This window comes from Leptospira noumeaensis, from assembly GCF_004770765.1.
Taxonomy (GTDB): Bacteria; Spirochaetota; Leptospiria; order Leptospirales; family Leptospiraceae; genus Leptospira_A; species Leptospira_A noumeaensis.
Genome location: NZ_RQFK01000033.1, coordinates 170,840 through 189,621 on the forward strand (window position 1 = coordinate 170,840; position 18,782 = coordinate 189,621).

General features: G+C 42.1%; 34 protein-coding genes. All 34 read right to left on the minus strand.

Going from position 1 to position 18,782, the window contains the following annotated elements:
* Positions 1–75: 75 nt before the first annotated feature.
* The 34 genes from rplQ to rpsL all read right to left on the minus strand — a co-directional run bounded on the left by rplQ (position 76) and on the right by rpsL (position 18,662).
* Positions 76–591 (minus strand): 50S ribosomal protein L17, encoded by a 516-nt coding sequence (rplQ, locus tag EHQ24_RS17575; protein ID WP_135602924.1) that lies wholly within the window; start codon positions 589–591, stop codon positions 76–78.
* A gap of 1 nt (position 592) precedes the next feature.
* Positions 593–1,570: a DNA-directed RNA polymerase subunit alpha gene (locus tag EHQ24_RS17580; protein WP_002974165.1), complete on the minus strand. Its 978-nt coding sequence runs from the start codon at positions 1,568–1,570 to the stop codon at positions 593–595.
* 25 nt (positions 1,571–1,595) lie between these two features.
* Positions 1,596–2,228 carry a 30S ribosomal protein S4 gene (rpsD, locus tag EHQ24_RS17585; protein ID WP_135602925.1) on the minus strand — a complete coding sequence of 211 codons (633 nt, stop codon included), beginning with the start codon at positions 2,226–2,228 and terminating at the stop codon, positions 1,596–1,598.
* Between the two features lie 9 nt (positions 2,229–2,237).
* On the minus strand, positions 2,238–2,651 hold the full coding sequence (gene rpsK / locus EHQ24_RS17590) for a 30S ribosomal protein S11 (RefSeq protein ID WP_100743113.1): 414 nt from the start codon (positions 2,649–2,651) through the stop codon (positions 2,238–2,240).
* 11 nt (positions 2,652–2,662) lie between these two features.
* Positions 2,663–3,040 (minus strand): 30S ribosomal protein S13, encoded by a 378-nt coding sequence (gene rpsM / locus EHQ24_RS17595; RefSeq protein WP_100790756.1) that lies wholly within the window; start codon positions 3,038–3,040, stop codon positions 2,663–2,665.
* Between the two features lie 6 nt (positions 3,041–3,046).
* On the minus strand, positions 3,047–3,160 hold the full coding sequence (gene rpmJ / locus EHQ24_RS17600; protein ID WP_002974084.1) for a 50S ribosomal protein L36: 114 nt from the start codon (positions 3,158–3,160) through the stop codon (positions 3,047–3,049).
* Between the two features lie 9 nt (positions 3,161–3,169).
* Positions 3,170–3,388 carry a translation initiation factor IF-1 gene (gene infA, locus EHQ24_RS17605; protein WP_012476295.1) on the minus strand — a complete coding sequence of 73 codons (219 nt, stop codon included), beginning with the start codon at positions 3,386–3,388 and terminating at the stop codon, positions 3,170–3,172.
* A 10-nt stretch (positions 3,389–3,398) separates the two neighbouring features.
* Positions 3,399–3,962 (minus strand): adenylate kinase, encoded by a 564-nt coding sequence (locus EHQ24_RS17610; protein WP_004783833.1) that lies wholly within the window; start codon positions 3,960–3,962, stop codon positions 3,399–3,401.
* A gap of 3 nt (positions 3,963–3,965) precedes the next feature.
* The gene (gene secY / locus EHQ24_RS17615) at positions 3,966–5,345 is read right to left on the minus strand and encodes a preprotein translocase subunit SecY (protein ID WP_002974039.1); all 1,380 of its coding nucleotides are present in this window, start codon (positions 5,343–5,345) and stop codon (positions 3,966–3,968) included.
* 7 nt (positions 5,346–5,352) lie between these two features.
* Complete coding sequence (gene rplO / locus EHQ24_RS17620; RefSeq protein WP_135602926.1) at positions 5,353–5,886, minus strand: 50S ribosomal protein L15; 534 nt, start codon at positions 5,884–5,886, stop codon at positions 5,353–5,355.
* Positions 5,887–5,890: 4 nt separating this feature from the next.
* Positions 5,891–6,070, minus strand: a complete 180-nt coding sequence (rpmD, locus tag EHQ24_RS17625; protein WP_100743117.1) for a 50S ribosomal protein L30 — start codon at positions 6,068–6,070, stop codon at positions 5,891–5,893.
* Positions 6,071–6,083: 13 nt separating this feature from the next.
* Complete coding sequence (gene rpsE / locus EHQ24_RS17630) at positions 6,084–6,587, minus strand: 30S ribosomal protein S5 (RefSeq protein ID WP_002973816.1); 504 nt, start codon at positions 6,585–6,587, stop codon at positions 6,084–6,086.
* A 3-nt stretch (positions 6,588–6,590) separates the two neighbouring features.
* Positions 6,591–6,959 (minus strand): 50S ribosomal protein L18, encoded by a 369-nt coding sequence (rplR, locus tag EHQ24_RS17635; protein WP_135602927.1) that lies wholly within the window; start codon positions 6,957–6,959, stop codon positions 6,591–6,593.
* A 6-nt stretch (positions 6,960–6,965) separates the two neighbouring features.
* On the minus strand, positions 6,966–7,505 hold the full coding sequence (gene rplF / locus EHQ24_RS17640) for a 50S ribosomal protein L6 (RefSeq protein ID WP_100743119.1): 540 nt from the start codon (positions 7,503–7,505) through the stop codon (positions 6,966–6,968).
* A 14-nt stretch (positions 7,506–7,519) separates the two neighbouring features.
* Positions 7,520–7,918, minus strand: coding sequence for a 30S ribosomal protein S8 (gene rpsH, locus EHQ24_RS17645; protein WP_002973604.1), 399 nt, complete (start codon positions 7,916–7,918; stop codon positions 7,520–7,522).
* Positions 7,919–7,934: 16 nt separating this feature from the next.
* On the minus strand, positions 7,935–8,120 hold the full coding sequence (locus tag EHQ24_RS17650; RefSeq protein WP_012476296.1) for a type Z 30S ribosomal protein S14: 186 nt from the start codon (positions 8,118–8,120) through the stop codon (positions 7,935–7,937).
* 10 nt (positions 8,121–8,130) lie between these two features.
* Positions 8,131–8,682, minus strand: a complete 552-nt coding sequence (gene rplE, locus EHQ24_RS17655) for a 50S ribosomal protein L5 (RefSeq protein WP_135602928.1) — start codon at positions 8,680–8,682, stop codon at positions 8,131–8,133.
* Between the two features lie 2 nt (positions 8,683–8,684).
* A complete protein-coding gene (gene rplX / locus EHQ24_RS17660) occupies positions 8,685–9,068 on the minus strand; it encodes a 50S ribosomal protein L24 (RefSeq protein ID WP_004783817.1) in 384 nt (127 codons plus the stop codon).
* 1 nt (position 9,069) lies between these two features.
* Entirely contained in the window at positions 9,070–9,462 is a 393-nt protein-coding gene (gene rplN / locus EHQ24_RS17665; RefSeq protein WP_002974152.1) for a 50S ribosomal protein L14, read from the minus strand.
* Positions 9,459–9,728 carry a 30S ribosomal protein S17 gene (gene rpsQ, locus EHQ24_RS17670; protein WP_012388932.1) on the minus strand — a complete coding sequence of 90 codons (270 nt, stop codon included), beginning with the start codon at positions 9,726–9,728 and terminating at the stop codon, positions 9,459–9,461. Before rpsQ ends, rplN begins: the two co-directional genes overlap by 4 nt.
* Before the next feature lie 3 nt (positions 9,729–9,731).
* Positions 9,732–10,004 (minus strand): 50S ribosomal protein L29, encoded by a 273-nt coding sequence (gene rpmC / locus EHQ24_RS17675; protein WP_002973697.1) that lies wholly within the window; start codon positions 10,002–10,004, stop codon positions 9,732–9,734.
* Entirely contained in the window at positions 10,001–10,414 is a 414-nt protein-coding gene (gene rplP / locus EHQ24_RS17680; RefSeq protein ID WP_015678382.1) for a 50S ribosomal protein L16, read from the minus strand. Before rplP ends, rpmC begins: the two co-directional genes overlap by 4 nt.
* Before the next feature lie 22 nt (positions 10,415–10,436).
* On the minus strand, positions 10,437–11,114 hold the full coding sequence (gene rpsC / locus EHQ24_RS17685) for a 30S ribosomal protein S3 (protein ID WP_100743124.1): 678 nt from the start codon (positions 11,112–11,114) through the stop codon (positions 10,437–10,439).
* A 3-nt stretch (positions 11,115–11,117) separates the two neighbouring features.
* Positions 11,118–11,468: a 50S ribosomal protein L22 gene (gene rplV / locus EHQ24_RS17690; RefSeq protein WP_004783773.1), complete on the minus strand. Its 351-nt coding sequence runs from the start codon at positions 11,466–11,468 to the stop codon at positions 11,118–11,120.
* An 8-nt stretch (positions 11,469–11,476) separates the two neighbouring features.
* Positions 11,477–11,755: a 30S ribosomal protein S19 gene (gene rpsS, locus EHQ24_RS17695; protein ID WP_100743125.1), complete on the minus strand. Its 279-nt coding sequence runs from the start codon at positions 11,753–11,755 to the stop codon at positions 11,477–11,479.
* Between the two features lie 13 nt (positions 11,756–11,768).
* A complete protein-coding gene (gene rplB, locus EHQ24_RS17700; protein ID WP_100721553.1) occupies positions 11,769–12,605 on the minus strand; it encodes a 50S ribosomal protein L2 in 837 nt (278 codons plus the stop codon).
* A gap of 2 nt (positions 12,606–12,607) precedes the next feature.
* Positions 12,608–12,913, minus strand: a complete 306-nt coding sequence (locus EHQ24_RS17705; RefSeq protein ID WP_002973792.1) for a 50S ribosomal protein L23 — start codon at positions 12,911–12,913, stop codon at positions 12,608–12,610.
* A gap of 4 nt (positions 12,914–12,917) precedes the next feature.
* Complete coding sequence (rplD, locus tag EHQ24_RS17710) at positions 12,918–13,553, minus strand: 50S ribosomal protein L4 (protein WP_135602929.1); 636 nt, start codon at positions 13,551–13,553, stop codon at positions 12,918–12,920.
* Between the two features lie 19 nt (positions 13,554–13,572).
* Positions 13,573–14,196: a 50S ribosomal protein L3 gene (gene rplC / locus EHQ24_RS17715; protein ID WP_002974191.1), complete on the minus strand. Its 624-nt coding sequence runs from the start codon at positions 14,194–14,196 to the stop codon at positions 13,573–13,575.
* An 11-nt stretch (positions 14,197–14,207) separates the two neighbouring features.
* Positions 14,208–14,516: a 30S ribosomal protein S10 gene (gene rpsJ / locus EHQ24_RS17720; protein ID WP_002974412.1), complete on the minus strand. Its 309-nt coding sequence runs from the start codon at positions 14,514–14,516 to the stop codon at positions 14,208–14,210.
* Between the two features lie 5 nt (positions 14,517–14,521).
* Complete coding sequence (gene tuf / locus EHQ24_RS17725; RefSeq protein WP_002974170.1) at positions 14,522–15,727, minus strand: elongation factor Tu; 1,206 nt, start codon at positions 15,725–15,727, stop codon at positions 14,522–14,524.
* Positions 15,728–15,776: 49 nt separating this feature from the next.
* On the minus strand, positions 15,777–17,726 hold the full coding sequence (locus tag EHQ24_RS17730; RefSeq protein WP_135602930.1) for an elongation factor G-like protein: 1,950 nt from the start codon (positions 17,724–17,726) through the stop codon (positions 15,777–15,779).
* 73 nt (positions 17,727–17,799) lie between these two features.
* A complete protein-coding gene (rpsG, locus tag EHQ24_RS17735) occupies positions 17,800–18,273 on the minus strand; it encodes a 30S ribosomal protein S7 (protein WP_012388943.1) in 474 nt (157 codons plus the stop codon).
* Positions 18,274–18,287: 14 nt separating this feature from the next.
* A complete protein-coding gene (gene rpsL, locus EHQ24_RS17740) occupies positions 18,288–18,662 on the minus strand; it encodes a 30S ribosomal protein S12 (protein WP_004783543.1) in 375 nt (124 codons plus the stop codon).
* Positions 18,663–18,782 lie beyond the last annotated feature (120 nt).

An 18,782-nucleotide genomic window follows, 5' to 3' on the forward strand; every position in this document is an offset into this window, starting at 1 on the left:
AAACGAATGCAATAAAAAAAAAGCCTACTCAAAACTAGAGTAGGCTTCTTATTCCAATGATAGAAAAAATTTAGCTTATTTCGCAGCTACTTTTTCTTTTTTGGCTTTTTTAGGTTTTTCTTCCTTTTTAGCAGGTTTCTTTTCTTCGCGTTTCGCTCGCACTTCTGCTTTCAACTCATCTTGAGTTTTGCGATCCACAAGTTCCAAAATTCCCATTGCCGTATTGTCAGAAGGACGGTTTACCAAACGAATGATCCGTGTGTATCCACCCACTCTTTCCGCATAACGGTTTGCAAGGTCTTTCAAAAGTTTTGTTACGATTTCTTGGTCACCAAGGTGGCTATAAAGGTATCGTGTGTTGTGCAGGATTGCTGCATTTTTCTTTTGTTCATCAAGGTTAGCAAGGTTAGCATCTAAATTACGTTTCGCTCTAGTAATGATTCGTTCCGCGTAAGAACGAGCCACTTTCAACTTTGCAACAGAAGATTCAATTCTTTCGTGGCGAAGTAAAGAGATTACCATATTTTGGATCATAGCTTTTCTATGATCTGCTGATCTATTGAGTTGTTTAACTTTATTACGTTTATTCATCTTAAAAATCTCTCATACCGAAAGAAAGTCCCATAGAGGAAAGTTTCGCTTTCAACTCTTGTAAACTTTGTTCGCTGAAATGTTTTGATTTAGTCATTTCGTCTTCTGATCTCTTAACAAGTTCACCAATGAAGTCGATTTCTAAACTACGAAGAACGTTAGTAGAACGAACAGAAAGTTCTAACTCTTCTACGTGTTTAGATAGAGCTGCTTTTAGTTTTTCATCAGCTTCATCCAACTCTTCTTCTTCTTCTTCAATCTCTTCTTCAAAATTAATGAAAACAGTTAAGTGGTCTTTTAGAATTTTTGCTGCTTGTGCGACTGCATCTTCTGGAGAAACAGATCCATCAGTCCAAACTTCCATCGTGAGTTTTTCGTAATCAGAACGTTGTGCAACACGAGTTTCCGATACTTCAAACAATACTTTTTGGATTGGTGAAAAAATAGAATCGATAGGGATAGTTCCCAAAACTTCGATGTCTTTCTTTTTGTCTTCCGCAGGAACGTAACCACGTCCTCTTTGGATTTCCAAATCCATAATCAAATTGGCATCCTCATTGAGAGTGGCAATATGAAGGTCAGGATTCATAATTTCGATAGAAGAATCAACTGCCAAGTCAGCAGCACGGAAGTAACCTGCACCTTTCAGTTCTAGGTGGATTACTTTGCTTGCTTCTTTGTCTTCAGGCTCATATTTGATTCGAACTTGTTTTAAGTTAAGAATGATACGAGTTACGTCTTCTGCTACACCTTCAATATAGGAGAACTCGTGAGAAACTCCTTCAATCCGAATCGCGGAAATTGCTGCACCTTCAATAGAAGACATGAGCGTACGACGAAGGGAGTTACCGATCGTAGTACCAATTCCTCTTTCGAAAGGTTCTGCAACAAACTTACCGTAGTTTGGAGTATTCACATCGGTAGTGAATTCGATTTTTTTGGGTCTTTTAAAACCTTTTAATAAATTCTTTGGAGACAATGTCGTATCCTTCTTCTCTAAATTCTTACTTCGAGTACAACTCTACGATTACCTGTTCTTTCACAGGGATATCAATATGCTCTCTTGTTGGAAGTGAAGTCACTTCTCCTGAGAACTTGGTATAATCCACACTCACCCAAGAAGCAGTACGATTGATTGCTTGAGCTAGTTTGATATTTTCTTCGATAAACGTGGATTTTTGGAACTTCTCACGGATTTCGATTTTATCACCAACATTCACACGATAAGAACAAATATCAACTCTGTGTCCGTTCACAAGGATATGTCTGTGAGCTACAAAGTTACGAGCTTGTCTTCTAGTGACTGCAAATCCCATACGATAAAGAACGTTATCCAATCTTCTTTCGAGGAATTGGAGTAAGTTCTCACCAGGAATCCCTGGAGTGTGAGATGCTTCTTCGAAGTATCTACGGAATTGTTTTTCTAAAACTCCGTATGCGCGTTTTACTTTTTGTTTTTCACGAAGCTGAGCTCCGTATTCAGTAATCTTTCCTTTTTTCTTAGGAGGTAGACCTGGTGGGTACTTTCTCTTTTCTAGGGAAGATTTTTCTTTATGTAAAGTATGACTATTTTTGAGAAAGAGGTTAAGTCCCTCTCTTCTCATCAATTTAACAACTGGACCTCGGTAACGTGCCATATCTAATTCCTACACCCTTCTTCTTTTGCGTGGTCGGCACCCATTGTGCGGGAGCGGAGTTACGTCTTTAATGAGTTTGATTGAAATTCCTTTCGTAGTCAAAGAACGAATGGCAGACTCACGTCCAATTCCTGGACCGGAAACCATTACATCTACTTCTGAAAGACCAGCAGCTTCGATTGCTTTTTCAGCTGCATTGGTAGCAGCAACTTGTGCTGCATACGGAGTGGATTTTTTGGATCCACGAAATCCCATCATTCCAGACGAGGACCAAGAAAGAACGTTTCCAGCCATATCTGTAATGGATACGATTGTATTGTTAAACGAAGCTTGGATATAAACCTTACCTCGCGGAACGTTTTTCTTTTCTTTTTTCTTAACCTTTTTGGTATCTTTTTTATTCTTAGCGTCTTTTTCAGCCATGGACCTGTCCTCTACTTAGTAGCCTTTTTCTTGTTAGCTACAGTTTTCTTGACACCCTTGCGAGTTCTTGCGTTGGTTCTTGTTCTTTGTCCGTTAACAGGAAGTCCACGTCTATGGCGGAAACCTCTGTAACAACCTACGTCCATCAATCGTTTGATGTTTAGGTTGACTTCGGAACGAAGATCACCTTCTACCTGGTATGATTCTTCAATGACTCGTCGGATCGCGGCTTCTTGTTCGTCCGAAAGGTCCTTCACCCGGATAGATTCGTCAATTCCTGCTTTTTTCAGGATATTTTGAGAGGACGTCTTACCAATACCAAATACGTATGTAAGACCGATCAATATTCTTTTGTTTGATGGTAAATCAACACCCGCGATACGTGCCATATCTTTCTATCTTTGCCTTTGTTTGTGTTTTGGGTTCGTGCAAATCACTCGGATTACACCTTTTCTGCGAATGACTTTGCACTCTGGACAGATTTTTTTTACTGATGCTCTAACTTTCATTATAGTTCCCTATTTCTTTCTGTAAGTGATACGGCCCTTGGTTAGGTCATAAGGAGAAAGTTCTACAGTAACTTTATCGCCGGGTAAAATACGGATATAATGCATACGCATTTTTCCCGAAATATGTGCTAGAACTTTGTGACCATTCTCTAGTTCCACGCGGAACATAGCGTTCGGTAACGGTTCTAAAACGGTTCCGTCAATAGTTATTGCTTCTTCCTTAGCCAGGGTATATCTCCTACTGGATCGATTTTAAAATAGTGTTAGTGATTTCTTCCATACTTCCCAAACCATTGATTTGCCGAAGGATCCCAGAGCCTTTATAAAAGTCTATTAGGGGCAACGTCTTGGTGTTGTAAGTATGCAGACGGTTTTTGATGGTCTCTTCGTTGTCATCCGAGCGTCCTTCTTTGATCGCTCTACCTAGCAACCGTTTGACGAGTTCTTCGTCAGGAACGTCTAGGTTGACAACGGAGTCGAGCTCCATCCGGAGCTCTTTGAGGATTTCCGAGAGAGCCTTTGCTTGCTCCACCGTCCTAGGAAATCCATCCAGTATGAATCCATTTGCACAATCAGCTTCGACCAAACGGTCGCGAATTATGCCTATAACGACAGCATCTGGAACAAGGTCTCCCGCGTCCATATATTTTTTTGCTTCTATCCCCATAGGGGTTCCGTTTTTTACGGCAGCACGGAGAATGTCTCCGGTAGAGATCTGTGGAATTTGGTATTTCTCTTTGATGATGTCAGCTTGGGTCCCTTTTCCAGCACCTGGGGGCCCCATAAATATGAGTCTCTTCATTCGTTACACTCTTCCCTTGATTTTAGTCTTCTTCATGAATCCTTCGTAATTTCTCATTAGAAGTTGGGCTTCGATTTGTTTCAAAGTTTCTAGAGCCACACCTACCATAATCAGAAGTGAAGTTCCTCCGAATGTATACACCAAAGTTCCCCCACCGGTATTAGAACCGAGGTTTAAAAACTTAATGATGAGATACGGAGCAAGAGCAAGACCAGCAAGGAAAAGAGCACCTGGAAGGGTGATTCGATTCAAGATTTTCTCGATCATGTCTTTTGTTTGGCTACCAGGGCGAACTCCCGGAATGAACCCACCGTATTTTTTCAGGTTATCAGCTAACTCTTGTGGGTTGAACTGAATTGCCGTATAAAAATAAGCAAAGAATATGATTAGAGATGTATAAATCACATAATAGAAAAGGGCATGATACCAAATTTGCGAGAATGGATTGAAATAGTCCATAATCACTGCCCAACCTGCCCACTGACCGCCCTTAGAGGACAGCCACTGAACAATTGTTTGTGGGAAAAGAATGAGTGAAGATGCAAAGATAATTGGCATTACATTGGCACTGTTCACTTTGAAAGGAATGGATTGGCTACGAGCCTGAACCATCTTTCTTCCCACCATTTGTTTTCCGTAATTTAACGGAACCCGGCGAACCCCTTGGGTTAAAATCACCGTAAGTGAAATAAGAACGATAAAAATAATGATAAGAATTAGGATACTAAGAGCATCTGAGGTATCAGATGTAAACATAGCAATGAGCGCTTCTGGCATACGACCAATGATACCAGCAAAGATAATGAGAGAAATTCCATTACCAATCCCACGTTCTGTAATCTGTTCCCCGAGCCAAATAAGAAGCACAGTTCCCGTTGTGATGGATAACATCGCAATCGGTAGAAAATAACCTTCTACAGATGGGTTGATGAGCCCTGGGTATTTCGCTTGTGCTGTTCCCGATCCAGTAGACCAAGAATTAGCAAGTTGGATCACAGCAAGAGACTGGATCGCACAAAGGATGAGAGTTCCGTACTTAGTGTACTGTTGGATTTTTTTTCTGCCCTCTTCCCCTTCTTTTTGCATTTTTTGCAAACTAGGTATGAGAACCATCACAAGTTGCATAATAATCGAAGAAGAGATATAAGGCATAATCCCTAGTGCAAAAATAGAAAATTTTAAAAGAGCACCACCAGCAAACAAATCTACCATTCCGAGGAAACCTTCACTCGGATCGGCAGTAATGCCCGTTACAATCAAACTGTTGATTCCTGGAATGGTCACGTGAGTTCCCATTCTGAAAAGTAACAACATACCTATCGTAAATAGGATTTTAGATCTTAATTCCGGGATTCGAAAGATGTTAGCGATGGTTTGAAACATAGGTTATCTAGTTTTTTTTCTCTTCTTTTTTCTTTTCTCTAATGATGACTTTTCCACCGGCTTTTTCAATTTTCTCTTTTGCAGAAGCAGAAAAAGCATCTACCGTAATGGTGATGGCAACAGTCACTTCTCCAGTTCCGAGTAATTTGATTGGTCCGGCTTCAGACTTAATCAAAGATTTGGCTTTGAGAATGGCAGGAGTTACTTCCCCAGAAAGACCTGCTTTAGTTAAAGAGATCAAATTGACTGGTTGGAATTCCACAGAGAAAATATTAGTAAAACCACGTTTTGGCAAACGTCTGTGAAGAGGAAGCTGTCCCCCTTCGAATCCACGTCTCATCGAAGCCGCACGAGCTCTTTGTCCTTTGGAACCACGAGTGGAAGTTTTTCCCATCCCTGATCCTGGACCTTGACCCACTCGTTTCGGAGATGTTTTTGCACCTTCCGGAACGGGAACCAAGTTTTTGTTTCCGAGGGATGTAGATTTTTTGGGGCGTTTTGCACCAAATCCACGGCCTTGTTCAATTCTGTCTTGCGCCATACAATTATACCTTTTCCACTTTCAACAAGTAACCTACTTGTCGTAACATCCCTTTCAATTGGGGAGTCATTTTGTGTTTTTTGGATTGACCTTTCTTTTTAAGGCCGAGAGCAATTAGAGTTTTTTTGTGTATCGGGATGATACCAATAGAACTTCTTTCTTGCGTTACGATCACTTCTTCCATAGTCAGTTACCTTTTATAGATCTTGCCCAAACAAATGTTTGAGGCTAACACCACGTCGTTTTACCGCCATTGACGGAGTTTCCAACTGTTGTAATGCATCCATAGTCGCCTTCACAATGTTCATCGGGTTTGAAGATCCCCATGATTTTGTTAAAACATCTTGGATTCCTGCTCTTTCCAAAACGGATCGAACAGAAGCTCCAGCGATGATCCCCGTTCCCGGAGATGCTGGCTTCAAAATCACTCGAGCGGATTTGAACTGTCCCACAACATCGTGAGGAACGGTATGACCGATATAGTGAATGGATTTTAAATTCTTTTTTGCCGATTCAATAGACTTTCGGATTGCGTCTGGAACTTCATTTGCTTTTCCAAATCCAATTCCTACTTTTCCTTTAGAGTCACCAACAACGGATAGAGCGTTAAAGGAGAAACGACGTCCCCCTTTCACTACCTTGGCAACTCGGTCGATTTTTACGACCTTCTCAGTAAATTCTTTTGTTTCTTCTTCTAACATCATTTAGAACTCCAATCCACCTTCGCGGGCAGAATCAGCAAAAGCAGCGATCTTGCCATGGTAAACCATTCCAGATCTGTCGAGAACCACTTGGGAAACTCCTGCTTTTTTCGCTTTTTCAGCGACTACTTTACCGAGTTCGGTCGCAGCCGATTTACTCTTCTTAGAATTTTCATGTTTCGGAAAATCTTTCCCTAGAGTGGTTGCATAAACAAGCGTTACACCTTTTGCATCATCAATGATTTGTGCAGTGAGGTAACGGTTTGTTTTGTTAAAAACCAACCGAGGTCTTTCCGATGTAGAGCGGAGTTTGTATCTAACTCGTTCCGCTCTTCTCAATCTTTTCGTATTTTTAGCTGTCTTATTGATCATGACGTTCTACTTCTTACCGGTTTTTCCGGCCTTTCTACGGATGTATTCGTTCTGATATTTGATCCCTTTCCCCTTGTAAGGTTCAGGAGGTCTTTTCGAACGAATGTCAGCCGCAACTTGTCCAACCAGTTGTCGGTCAATTCCCGATACTTTGATTTTTAGCTGATCTGCAACATCGATTTTGATACCGTTTGGCTCAGGGAAAACCACTTCATGAGAATAACCAAGAGCCATCACTAGATCTTTACCGCGTTTTTGTGCACGGTAACCAACCCCAGTAATTTCTAGGTTTTTTTCCCAACCAGTGGTCACACCTTTGACGCAGTTCATTGCTAGGGAACGAACGAGACCGTGTAAAGCCACAGTCTTTTGGTCTTCACTTTTGCGAGTAAAAACAAGTTCGCCGTTTTCCACATTGGCACTGACACCATCATACAGAGGAGTTTTTAATTCCCCTAATGGCCCTTTGATTGTAAGGGCTTCTGCATCCGCTTTCACTTCTACCTTTGCAGGCAATTTGATAATACTTTTTCCAACTCGAGACATGGTGTTATCGTTCTCTAGAATACCTTACAGAGAACTTCCCCTCCTACTCTGAGTTTGCGAGCACGTTTCCCAGTCATCACACCTTTCGAAGTAGAAAGGATGAGTGTTCCGATGTTATTTCGGAACGGACGGATTTCACCAGATTGGATGTAAACTCGACGACCCGGAGTGGATACTCTCTCGATCATACGAATTACCGGTTTTTTCTCCGTGTCGTATTTTAATTTCACTTGGAAGTCATCAAAACTTCCATTTTTTACAGTTTGAACATCATCTACAAAACCTTCTTCTTTAAGAAGATCTAGGATGGACTTTTTGATTTTGCTACCAGGAATCACACAAAGCTCATGTTTAGCTTGTTGTGCGTTTCTGATTCTTGTTAGCATATCTGCGATTGGATCTGAAAGACTCATACTTACCTTAACCTAATTACCAGGAGGACTTTTTCACACCGGGGATCTGAGCCTTGCTAGCAAGGTCCCGGAAGCAAAGACGACACATATCAAAGCGGCGCAAATAAGCGCGTGATCTACCACAAAGAGGGCAACGATTGTACTCTCTCACTTTGAATTTTTGCTCTTTGGCGTGGCGTTCCATCATTGATTTTTTCGCCATGAATAATCTCCTACTTACCTGCCGCTCGGTAAGGCATACCGAAGGCTTGGAATAATTCGAACGCTTCTTTGTCCACTTCCGTGTTCGTTACGAAAGTGATATTGATCCCGTAGATCGTATTGATTTTATCAAAATGAATCTCAGGGAAGATGATCTGTTCTTTTACGGACAGGTTATAATTTCCTCGACCGTCGAAACCTTTGGGGTTTACACCTCGAAAGTCACGAACCCGTGGAAGAGCCACGTTAATGAATCTGTCAAGGAACTCATACATATGATGACCGCGGAGGGTAACTTTGCAACCAAGCACCATTCCCTCTCTCACTTTGAAACCCGCAATGGACTTCTTAGCGAAAGTTTTTACCGGTCTTTGGCCTGTAATTTGACCAATTTCTACAAGACATGCTTCCATCGCTTTTGGGTTCGTGTGAGCTTCACCCATACCAACGTTGATCACGATTTTTTCTAGTTTGGGAACTCGCATGACACTTTGGAAGCCGAGTGACTTTTGGAGTGTCGGGCGGATTTCCGCTTCGTATTTTGATTTAAGCCTAGGTACCATAACTATACTTCTTTCCCTTCTGGTCGAGTCACTCGTACGGATTTACCATCCTTCTTGGCAAAGCCCAAGCGTACAGCCTTAATTTTCTTCTTTGGCTTCGCTTTGTTCTCCGCTTTTGCGTCGTGAAACATCACATTGGAAATATGGATTGGGAATTCGATCTCAATCGCGCCGCCCTGAGGGTTCTCTTGGGTTGGGCGTACGAATCGTTTTCTTTTGTTCACACCTTCGATATAAACGCGGTCTTTGCGTTTGTCGATTGCTAGAACTTTCCCTTTTTTTCCTTTTTCTTTACCGGAAATCACAAGAACTTCATCGTCCTTTTTGATTTTCGTTTTTTTGAATTTAGTGGGCTCGGAGCCTCTATATGCTAATTTAGCTGCCATTCTAGAGAACCTCCGGAGCGAGAGATATAATTTTCATGTATTTTTTATCGCGAAGTTCACGGGCAACAGGTCCGAAGATCCTGGTTCCTTTTGGATTCCCTTTGTCATCAATGATGGCAACAGCATTGTCATCGAAACGAATGTAAGTTCCGTCTGGACGACGAACTTCTTTTTTCGTTCTCACAACAACAGCTCTTTGAACCGCTTTGTTATGCACTTTTTTACCTTGCCCGTCACGAAGACCGTATGCAGGTTGTGCTTCCTTAACAGCGACGATGATTTCGTCACCAAGCGTTGCGTAGCGTTTTTTGGAACCGCCAAGCACTTTAACGCACATGACTTTTTTCACACCCGAGTTATCGGCTACTTGTAAAATAGTTTCTTGTTGAATCATACTAATTTCGCCTTCTCAATTACCTTTACAAGTTTATGGTGTTTCTGTTTAGAAAGTGGTCTTGTTTCCACAGCGATGACTCGATCACCAACTTGACACTCGTTCTTCTCATCGTGAATTTTCACGCGGGAAGTTCTGGTCATAATCTTCTTAAACCGTGGATGCACTTTTCTTGTGATGATTTCGATCACTACAGTTTTATCCATAGCATCGCTCACAACTACACCCTGAATGGTTAAAGACTTTTTAGAGTTTTTATCTTCCATAACCTACTTCTTCTTACCTTTGCTTGTTTTTGCGACTTTTGGAGCCGAACCAGCTTTCGGTGCGATTTGTTTGAGTTTGCCTTTTGCTGTTAGTTCCTTCTCGCGAAGGACAGTCAATGCTTGGGCAATTCTCTTCTTATGATTGCGGATTAGTTTTGGGTTCTCAAGAGATCTTGTAACTCCAAACTGAAATCTTGCTTTTCTTACTTCTTCGGAAGAGGAAAGAATTTCTTTCTTTAAATCTTCTGGAGAAAGTGATTTGAAATCGTCTTTCATAGAACGTTCCTCTTAACAAATGAAGTTTCTACTGGCAGTTTAAATGCTGCTAAGTGAAGAGCTTTTCTTGCTGTATCTTCATCAACACCAGCCATTTCAAAAAGAACTCGTCCTGGTCGGATTTCAGCAATCCAGAACTCAGGGTTACCTTTACCTTTACCCATACGAGTTTCGGCAGGTTTTTTAGTGATTGGTAAATGAGGGAAGATCCTGATCCACAATTTCCCACCTCGTTTGACTTGGCGGTTGATAGTAATCCGTGCAGCTTCGATTTGACGCGCAGTGATACGACCGGAAGAAATGGCTTTTAAACCAAACTCACCGAACGCAACGTAAGAACCTCTTTCGTCCTTACCTTTTAAGCGCCCTCTTTGGCGTTTTCTAAATTTTACTCGTTTAGGTGCTAACATGATGGTTTCTCTTTAGTACTTCTTAACTCGTTCTACGTTTTACAGCGTATTTATCTTCATCGGACTCTTCCTTAGTTGGGAAGTAGTCACCTGTATAAGTCCATACTTTCACACCGATTTGTCCGAAAGTCGTGAGAGCTTCTTTAAATCCAAAGTCGATTTTGGCACGAAGAGTATGAAGAGGAACTCGTCCTTCCATATATTTCTCTGTTCTAGCCATATCAGCTCCGTTCAAACGTCCGGAGATTTGGATTTTTACGCCTTCCACCCCACCGCGCATCGCACGACGAAGTTCTGCTTTCATCACTCGACGAAATGGCATCCTTTGTTCGATTTGAAGGGCAACCGTTTCTGCAATTGCTTGTGCAATCACTTCCGGTTTTTTCACTTCGATAATGTTCATGCCAATCGGCTTATCCGCGTATTTTTTAAGTTCTTGTTTTACCGCTTCAATGTTTTGGCCTTTTTGACCAATCACCATACCTGGTTTAGAAGTATGGAGGTTTACGTTGATTTTTTCAGGGAATCTTTCGATTACGATTTTCACAACGGATGCGTTTTTGAATTTCTTCAGAAGGAATCTACGAATCTTGATATCTTCATGAAGATTTTTAATGTAATCTTGTTTGGAAAACCAAATAGAATCCCAATTGCGTGTGATTCCGATTCGTAGTCCGATTGGATTTACTTTCTGACCCATAAATTAGCTAACCTTCTTTTCGATTTCAGATACGACAACAGTGATGTGGCTAAGGCGTTTACGGATCCGAGAAGCACGTCCACGTGCTCTTGGGCGGAAACGTTTCATGATTGGGCCGTCATCCACATAGATTTTTTTAACATAAAGTGAACTTGGATCCAAACTTTCATTCATTTGCACTGCGTTCGCAACTGCCGAGTTCAAGAGGTTGATGATCATTGAACTTGCAGCTTTGTTTGTAAAACGCAAGATATCAATGGCTTCTTTGTAATCGTATCCACGAACTTCATCAGCAACCAGGCGAGCTTTTCTGGCAGAAATTCTGAGGTGTTTTCCTACTGCTTTTGCTTCCATCTCTCTACCTATTTCTTCGCTACTTTTTTGTCTCCACCATGGCCTTTGAAGGTTCTAGTGGGAGCAAATTCACCGAGTTTGTGACCGATCATGTTTTCGTTTACATAAACAGGAACAAACGCTTTGCCATTATGAATCATGACTGTATGACCAATCATATCTGGATAAATGGTACTTCTTCTTGACCAAGACTTGAAGGGAGTTTTTTTCCCTTCAGAGTTTAGGCTCGTAATTTTTTTCATGAGGTGGTCGTCAATGAACGGACCTTTTTTTAAGCTTCTAGCCATGAGTATCTAGATCCTACCTATTCCTGTTTTTCTTACGTCTTTGGACAATAAAACGGTCAGACGGTCTAGTCTTACGTGTTTTAAATCCTTTCGTAGGTTTACCCCAAGGAGTCACAGGGTGACGACCTCCGGAAGTTCTACCTTCACCACCACCGAGTGGGTGGTCCACAGGGTTCATAACGACCCCTCTTACTTTCGGTCTTTTTCCTAACCAACGGTTACGTCCCGCTTTACCAATGATGACCAAGTTATGGTCTTTATTGGAAAGTTCTCCGATAGTCGCTAAACACTCTTTACGAACCTTTCGGATTTCCGAAGAAGGAAGTTTGAGAGATACATAGTCACCATCTTTTGCGGAGATCACAGCAAAAGATCCTGCTGTGCGAGCGATTTGACCGCCTTTTCCGATATGTAGTTCGATGTTGTGAACGTTAGTTCCTGCAGGGATTTTATCTAGAGGAAGTGTATTCCCTAATTTGATCTCTGCATTCGCACCAGATTCAATTTTGTCCCCAACTTTTAAGCCGTTAGGAGCTAAAATGTAACGATATTCTCCATCTGCATAACAGATGAGTGCAATAAAAGCAGAACGGTTTGGATCGTATTCGATGGTTTTTACAGTCGCAGGGATTCCAAATTTATTACGTTTGAAATCGATGATCCGGAACTTTCTTTTGTTACGTCCACCTTTGCGTCTAACTGCGATACGTCCCTTGTTGTCACGACCAGCTTTATAAGAAATGTTGGCAGTGAGCGGTTTGTAAGGAACCACTTCAGTGATTTCTTTGAAATCTAAAACGGAATAATACCGGCTAGATTGTGTTGTGGGTTTAAGTTTTCTAATTCCCATAATTAAACCTTAGCAAAATCCAAATTTGCTCCGTCAGCAAACGTCACTACAGCTTTTTTGTAGTGAGGTCTTGGGGACGGCATGTTTCTAAAACGTTTCATTTTCCCACGGTAAACGGCTACGTTTACAGCAGTTGGAACTACGTTATACATTTGTTTCAGGGCTTGTTTGATCAAAGTTTTGTTCGCATCCGGGTGGACTTTAAACGTATACTTGACAGTTCTTTTTCCCATACGTTCTCCAATTGTTTGAAGGTCTTGCGACTTTTCTGTAACAACTGGTGATAAGATTACATTCTCTAGGTTCACTGTCTTATCCTTTCTTAGAATACTGAGCCTGAAGCTCTTTTAAAGCGCTTTCAGAGATTACTAAATTGTTATTATAGAGGATGTCTCGGCAAACGACTCGTTTGCTGTTCACATATTTGAGGTTCTCTATATTGCGAGTGGATCTTTTGAGGAATTGGTTTTCACCAGCTACCACCAAACCCACGTTACCCTTCTCTGCAATGTCCATGTTCTTCAAAATGTTGTAGATGGACTTTGTGGAGTAAGAAGAAGGTTCTACGTCTTCTATGATCGCGATTCTGTTTTCTTCTGCCTTTTTGTTAAGGATGGAGAGAACAGCCTTTTTCTTAACGCTGCGTGACAAGTTAGAGGAATAATCTCTTGGTTTTGGTCCATGAATGATACCACCACCAACGAAATGTGGAGCTCTAATGGATCCTTGTCTTGCACGACCAGTTCCCTTTTGAGCCCAAGGTTTGATTCCCCCACCGCGAACTTCGGAACGATCTTTAGTAGAATGTGTTCCTTGTCTATTGTTCGCATTTTCAGCTTTAACCGCATCATAGATGGCTCCAAGCGAAATGCCGGCAGCAAATAATTCTGCCGGAAGTTCAACTTCGCTTACGAATACGCCTTCTTTATTGTATTTACGCGCTTTCATGTTCTACCTATCTATTTATTTATCCGATTTTCTCTATCGTAACGATACCGCGTTCTCTTCCTGGAACCGGACCGGATACAAATACCAAGTTGGCGTCTGCATCAATTTTTACTACTTTCAGGTTTCGAACAGTGCTCTGTTCAGAACCCATTCTTCCGCCCATCTTCAAACCCTTGAACACACGTCCAGGAGTTGTATTAGAACCAATCGAACCAGGGTGTCTTTGGAATCTGGAACCGTGTCCAGCAGGACCACCGGCAAAACCGTGGCGTTTCACAACACCTTGTGTTCCCTTTCCCTTAGAAGTTCCGGTCACTTTCACCGTGTCGTTCAAAGCAAACACATCAGCGAGTTTTACCTCAGCACCAACTGCTACATCTTCAAAACCTTTGAATTCAATCAGAGTTTTTTTAGGGGCAGCAATGTTAGCTTTTTTAATGTGTCCAACTTCGGCCTTCGTCATGTGTTTTTCTTTGGCATCACCAAATGCTAATTGAACAGCTTCGTAGCCGTCGTTAGCAGATGTTTTTACCTGGGACACAAAACAAGGACCCACGCGTAAAACAGTTACAGTAACCATCTTACCTTCGTTATTGAATATGTGGGCCATGCCCAATTTTTCGCCGATTAAACCTTTAGCCATGGATCCTATCCTTAGGATTTAATATCTACGGAAACTCCAGCAGGGAGTTGAAGCTTCATCAGGGCTTCTACCGTATCTTCATTCGTATTTAAAATATCGATGAGTCTCTTGTGAGTTCTCATTTCAAATTGTTCTCTAGCTTTTTTATTCACGTGCGGAGAACGTAATACCGTGTAGATTTCTTTTTTCGTTGGAAGTGGGATTGGACCGGAGACAGTAGCTCCGGTCCTCTTCGCAGTTGCAACGATTTCAAAGGTTGATTGGTCAATCAACCGATGATCGAAAGCTTTTAACTTAACGCGAATTCTTTGTCCAGCCATTGGGATTACTCAACGATCTCCGCAACAACACCAGAACCAATTGTTCTTCCACCCTCACGGATAGCAAACTTCAAACCTTGGTCCATAGCAATTGGGTGGATAAGTTCGATTGACATCGTAACGTTATCTCCCGGCATAACCATCTCCATTCCACCAGGAAGGTTACAAACACCAGTGATGTCTGTAGTTCTGAAATAGAATTGAGGACGGTAGTTGTTAAAGAATGGAGTATGACGTCCACCTTCGTCTTTTGTAAGAACGTAAACTTCCGCTTTAAACTTTCTGTGTGGAGTGATAGTACCCGGTTTCGCAAGAACTTGACCTCTTTCGATGTCTTCTTTTTTAGTTCCGCGAAGAAGAGCACCAATGTTGTCTCCAGCTTCAGCTTGATCGAGTAGTTTACGGAACATCTCAATACCAGTAACAACTGATTTAGATGTATCACGGATACCAACGATTTCGATCTCGTCGTTGATCTTAAGAACACCTTGCTCCACACGGCCAGTTGCAACAGTTCCACGACCAGTGATTGAGAATACGTCCTCAACTGGCATAAGGAAAGGTTTATCAACAATACGTGTAGGGTTTGGAACGTAAGTATCAACAGCTTCCATAAGTTTAAGAATGGATTTCATTCCTAAGTCAGAATCTTCACCTTCAAGAGCTTTTAATGCAGAACCAGAGATGAAAGGTGTTTTATCACCAGGAAAGTTGTATTTGTTAAGAAGGTCTTTGATTTCCTCTTTAACCATCTCAACCATATCGTCTCTTTCATCAGCAGCAAGCATGTCAGCTTTGTTTAGGTAAACCACGATGTAAGGAACCCCTACTTGGCGAGCAAGAAGGATGTGTTCTTTAGTTTGTGGCATAGCACCGTCAGTTGCAGATACTACGAGAATCGCAGCGTCCATCTGAGCAGCACCAGTAATCATGTTTTTAACATAGTCCGCGTGTCCCGGGCAATCTACGTGTGCGTAGTGACGGTTTGGAGTTTCATACTCCTGGTGGGACGTTGCAATAGTAATCCCACGAGCCTTTTCTTCGGGCGCGTTGTCGATTTGGTCATAAGCAATCGCTTTATTTTTTCCACCCACTAACTTTGCAAGCGTTGTTGTGATAGCTGCTGTTAGGGTTGTCTTACCGTGGTCAACGTGACCAATAGTTCCGATGTTTAAGTGTGGTTTTGAACGGTCAAATTTTTCTTTAGCCATTGTTAGAATCTACTCCTCAATCGTGGTGCAAGACCCGATCCTCGGTTCTTTACTCCTTTAAAACTGCATGAAATTCATAGGTAAAAGCAGTCCTTTCCCAAGAAATGCCAATCCCTTTGGTCATGTTTCTAAGAGCCCCTGAAAAGCCAAGCAGGTTTTGGGCCGGTGCATTGGCTTTTAAGTGACTCTTCCCTGCCACAGCTTCCAAGATGGAAACCACCTTAGCATTTCTGCGACTTAGATCAGAAAGAACTACACCTAAGTGGTCTGCGTCCACCATCACTTCTACTTCTGTGAGGGGTCCGACCAAGTATGTGTTTGAAGGAAACAATTCCTTTACGCCCGCAAGTATTGCTACTTTCAAAAGCGTTAAAGTGGTCTGTAAATCTCCTTTCGGCTTCTCATACGAGAGGACACGAAACTTTAGACCTACAACTTCCTCACCGTAGAACCCGTGCAAGCAGGCTTCCAAAAAGGACGTTTCTATCGAATTTTTTACTTCTTCCGGAAGACTTACCTCGAAGGCAATTTGCTTCGAAAAGTCGGCAGTATCTTCCAGGACTGCGATGAGCGCGCCGCTTGATTTTTGGTCTTCAAAGGCACGATGCTCTAGGGCAACCTTATGAGACATTTTTTTAAGATGCTCTAATTTGGCAATGTTTATCGAACTGAAACTGAGTTTTTTTTCAGTCCTTTCCATAACCCGACGAACCCCAATTTCTAAATGCAGCTCCCCTCGCCCAAGAAGTACCATTTGTCCGGTATCTTCCTTGTTTTGGAGTGTATACCCTGGATCTTCCCAAACTAGTTCCTCCAAACGACATAACCAAAATTCTTTTTCCGAAGACTCTTCCGGTTCGATCACCACGGAAAAGGGACTCTGGGAACGTTCCGACGAGGAACTATCTTCTTCTGAAAAAGAATCTCTCGTTTGGCTCACTTGGTAGCCGGGTAAAAGGACTAAGCCTGGGTGATTTTTCAGGAGAACCAATTTTCCCTTTTCCAATGTCGTTATGGTTTCTTCCGACTCTGGATCTAAGAAGTGAAAGGGATTTTCTTCCGGAAGATCATTCTCGGTGGAACGCCCGAGTTCTTTGCCGCTGTCTCCAGTAACAAGCCTACTCCAAAGGGAGTGGATTTCTTCCAAAAGGATCTCACGGGTTGGATAAATGACGGCATACCGACCAAACTCTGGGTTTGTCCTTCTAGAAAGCACAAGGAGGGGGATCGTTTGGGAAGATGTGTTTTCTATTGCCTTTGGTTCCGTCCAGAGTACCAAATCCAAAAGCTCCCGAACCCCCTCACCCGTTTTCGCAGAACCCCCATACACGGGATAAAGTTTTCCGGCCTTCGGGCCTGTGTGTAACCCAATCATCGAAAAATCAGTTTGGCCAGAAGGATCATTCCAGGAGGAAATCATCAGATCATCACTCCATGAGATTAATTCCTCTTTTACTGTTTTTGGAAACGCGGAAGGGTGATGGAAATAAAATTCCAATTTGCCAGATTCATTTTTTTGAAAGAGAGCCACGGGAGCTCCACCTAAAATTTCCTCTAAAGAAACAAGAGTGTCCAAATACTCATCTCCAAACCTGTCCAGTTTGTTGATAAAAAACACCATAGGAACAGAGGCCTTTGTTAGTTCTTCGATGACAAGACGGGCTTGTGATTGCACCACTGTCCCTGCTTCTAAAACAACAATGGCTGTTTCCATAGCGGGCAAAAGATCAGTGACTTGGTTACGAAAGTCGATATGGCCCGGTGTGTCTACGAGTTGGATTTGGAATTCACCGAAAGTAGTTTTCCATGGAAGGGAGTGAAAGGTAGTTCGAATGGAAATCCCGCGATCAATTTCTTCCTGTAAAGAATCCGATTCTGTATTTCCATCTTCGATGGAGCCCACAGCAGAAATTTTTCCTGCTTCGAATAAGATTCGTTCGGTGAGGGTTGTTTTTCCCGAATCAATATGTGCAAAAATTCCAATCGTACGGTATTTCATAATGCTGATTCGTTAAAATAAAAAAGCCAGGTATGAACCTGGCTTATCAATGATTGGAATCGAATGGATAAGACTACCAGCGGTAGTGGGAGAAAGCCTTGTTGGCGTCTGCCATCTTTCTGATGTCTTCTTTTTTCTTGATCGCAGATCCTGTGCCTTTTTGAGCTTCCATGAATTCCGCTGCCAATTTGTTTTTCATTGATTTTTCGTTTCTTCCACGGCTATATTTAATGAGCCATCGGATTCCAAGTGCCAATCGTCTTTCTGGACGAACTTCGATAGGAACTTGGTAAGTCACACCACCCACACGACGAGATTTTACTTCCACTTGTGGTTTCGCGTTTTCCAAGGCTTCTTGAAAAACAGCAAACGGATCCTGACCAGTTTTTTTAGCAATTACTTCTAACGCATCGTAGAACACGGATTCAGCGACACTTTTTTTACCATCTACCATTAGGCAGTTGATAAACTTAGAAATCACTTTGTCATTGTATTTAGGATCGCCTTCGATGTGGCGTGGCTCAACTTTTCCTCTTCTTCTAGACATATAACTTTCTCCGATTACGCTTTAGGACGCTTAGCGCCGTATTTAGAACGTCCTTTACGACGTTTGTCTACACCGAGTGTATCCAGTGTTCCACGAATGATATGATAACGAACCCCTGGTAAATCTTTTACCCTTCCCCCACGGATAAGAACCACGTTGTGTTCTTGGAGGTTATGGCCTTCACCAGGAATGTAAGCCGTGACTTCGATTCCCGTAGTGAGGCGAACCCTTGCTACTTTACGAAGAGCTGAGTTCGGTTTTTTAGGAGTGAAAGTCATTACCCTTGTGCAAACTCCACGTCTTTGTGGGCATGCTTTTAGGGCAGGAGATTTAGTTCTTTTCTTTTGGTCTTCTCTTCCAATACGGATGAGCTGGTTAATTGTAGGCATTCGATTCCTTCTTCTACTTCTCTGTCTTTAAAAAAATAATGACGTTTTCGTCCAAAATTCCAGATAGGGACATTTTGTAAACGAAAACATGGTTTTGTCCCTAGAAACTTGCAAAAAGTC

Bases quoted from the DNA above. Each gene is read 5' to 3' on its own strand.
- tuf (WP_002974170.1), bottom strand. From the start codon at position 15,727: ATGGCTAAAGAAAAATTTGACCGTTCAAAACCACACTTAAACATCGGA.
- rpmD (WP_100743117.1), bottom strand. From the start codon at position 6,070: ATGGAAGAAGTGATCGTAACGCAAGAAAGAAGTTCTATTGGTATCATC.
- rpsS (WP_100743125.1), bottom strand. From the start codon at position 11,755: ATGGCTAGAAGCTTAAAAAAAGGTCCGTTCATTGACGACCACCTCATG.
- EHQ24_RS17650 (WP_012476296.1), bottom strand. From the start codon at position 8,120: ATGGCGAAAAAATCAATGATGGAACGCCACGCCAAAGAGCAAAAATTC.
- rpsL (WP_004783543.1), bottom strand. From the start codon at position 18,662: ATGCCTACAATTAACCAGCTCATCCGTATTGGAAGAGAAGACCAAAAG.
- rpsH (WP_002973604.1), bottom strand. From the start codon at position 7,918: ATGAGTCTTTCAGATCCAATCGCAGATATGCTAACAAGAATCAGAAAC.
- rplR (WP_135602927.1), bottom strand. From the start codon at position 6,959: ATGATCAATAAGACAGCTAAAAATACGAAAAGATTGAGAAGAGCGGAA.
- secY (WP_002974039.1), bottom strand. From the start codon at position 5,345: ATGTTTCAAACCATCGCTAACATCTTTCGAATCCCGGAATTAAGATCT.
- rpmC (WP_002973697.1), bottom strand. From the start codon at position 10,004: ATGAAAGACGATTTCAAATCACTTTCTCCAGAAGATTTAAAGAAAGAA.
- rpsK (WP_100743113.1), bottom strand. From the start codon at position 2,651: ATGGCTGAAAAAGACGCTAAGAATAAAAAAGATACCAAAAAGGTTAAG.
- EHQ24_RS17610 (WP_004783833.1), bottom strand. From the start codon at position 3,962: ATGAAGAGACTCATATTTATGGGGCCCCCAGGTGCTGGAAAAGGGACC.
- rpsJ (WP_002974412.1), bottom strand. From the start codon at position 14,516: ATGGCTGGACAAAGAATTCGCGTTAAGTTAAAAGCTTTCGATCATCGG.
- rplB (WP_100721553.1), bottom strand. From the start codon at position 12,605: ATGGGAATTAGAAAACTTAAACCCACAACACAATCTAGCCGGTATTAT.
- rplX (WP_004783817.1), bottom strand. From the start codon at position 9,068: ATGGCAGCTAAATTAGCATATAGAGGCTCCGAGCCCACTAAATTCAAA.
- rpmJ (WP_002974084.1), bottom strand. From the start codon at position 3,160: ATGAAAGTTAGAGCATCAGTAAAAAAAATCTGTCCAGAGTGCAAAGTC.
- rpsD (WP_135602925.1), bottom strand. From the start codon at position 2,228: ATGGCACGTTACCGAGGTCCAGTTGTTAAATTGATGAGAAGAGAGGGA.
- rplC (WP_002974191.1), bottom strand. From the start codon at position 14,196: ATGGCTAAAGGTTTAATCGGCGAAAAATTGGGCATGGCCCACATATTC.
- rplN (WP_002974152.1), bottom strand. From the start codon at position 9,462: ATGATTCAACAAGAAACTATTTTACAAGTAGCCGATAACTCGGGTGTG.
- rplO (WP_135602926.1), bottom strand. From the start codon at position 5,886: ATGGCGCAAGACAGAATTGAACAAGGCCGTGGATTTGGTGCAAAACGC.
- rplV (WP_004783773.1), bottom strand. From the start codon at position 11,468: ATGGAAGCAAAAGCAGTAGGAAAACACCTCAGAATTTCTGCCAGAAAA.
- rplF (WP_100743119.1), bottom strand. From the start codon at position 7,505: ATGTCTCGAGTTGGAAAAAGTATTATCAAATTGCCTGCAAAGGTAGAA.
- rpsC (WP_100743124.1), bottom strand. From the start codon at position 11,114: ATGGGTCAGAAAGTAAATCCAATCGGACTACGAATCGGAATCACACGC.
- rplE (WP_135602928.1), bottom strand. From the start codon at position 8,682: ATGGTACCTAGGCTTAAATCAAAATACGAAGCGGAAATCCGCCCGACA.
- rplQ (WP_135602924.1), bottom strand. From the start codon at position 591: ATGAATAAACGTAATAAAGTTAAACAACTCAATAGATCAGCAGATCAT.
- rplD (WP_135602929.1), bottom strand. From the start codon at position 13,553: ATGAAAGCGCGTAAATACAATAAAGAAGGCGTATTCGTAAGCGAAGTT.
- rpsM (WP_100790756.1), bottom strand. From the start codon at position 3,040: ATGGCACGTATCGCGGGTGTTGATTTACCATCAAACAAAAGAATATTG.
- rpsE (WP_002973816.1), bottom strand. From the start codon at position 6,587: ATGTTAGAAGAAGAAACAAAAGAATTTACTGAGAAGGTCGTAAAAATC.
- rpsQ (WP_012388932.1), bottom strand. From the start codon at position 9,728: ATGGAAGATAAAAACTCTAAAAAGTCTTTAACCATTCAGGGTGTAGTT.
- rplP (WP_015678382.1), bottom strand. From the start codon at position 10,414: ATGTTAGCACCTAAACGAGTAAAATTTAGAAAACGCCAAAGAGGGCGC.
- EHQ24_RS17730 (WP_135602930.1), bottom strand. From the start codon at position 17,726: ATGAAATACCGTACGATTGGAATTTTTGCACATATTGATTCGGGAAAA.
- rpsG (WP_012388943.1), bottom strand. From the start codon at position 18,273: ATGTCTAGAAGAAGAGGAAAAGTTGAGCCACGCCACATCGAAGGCGAT.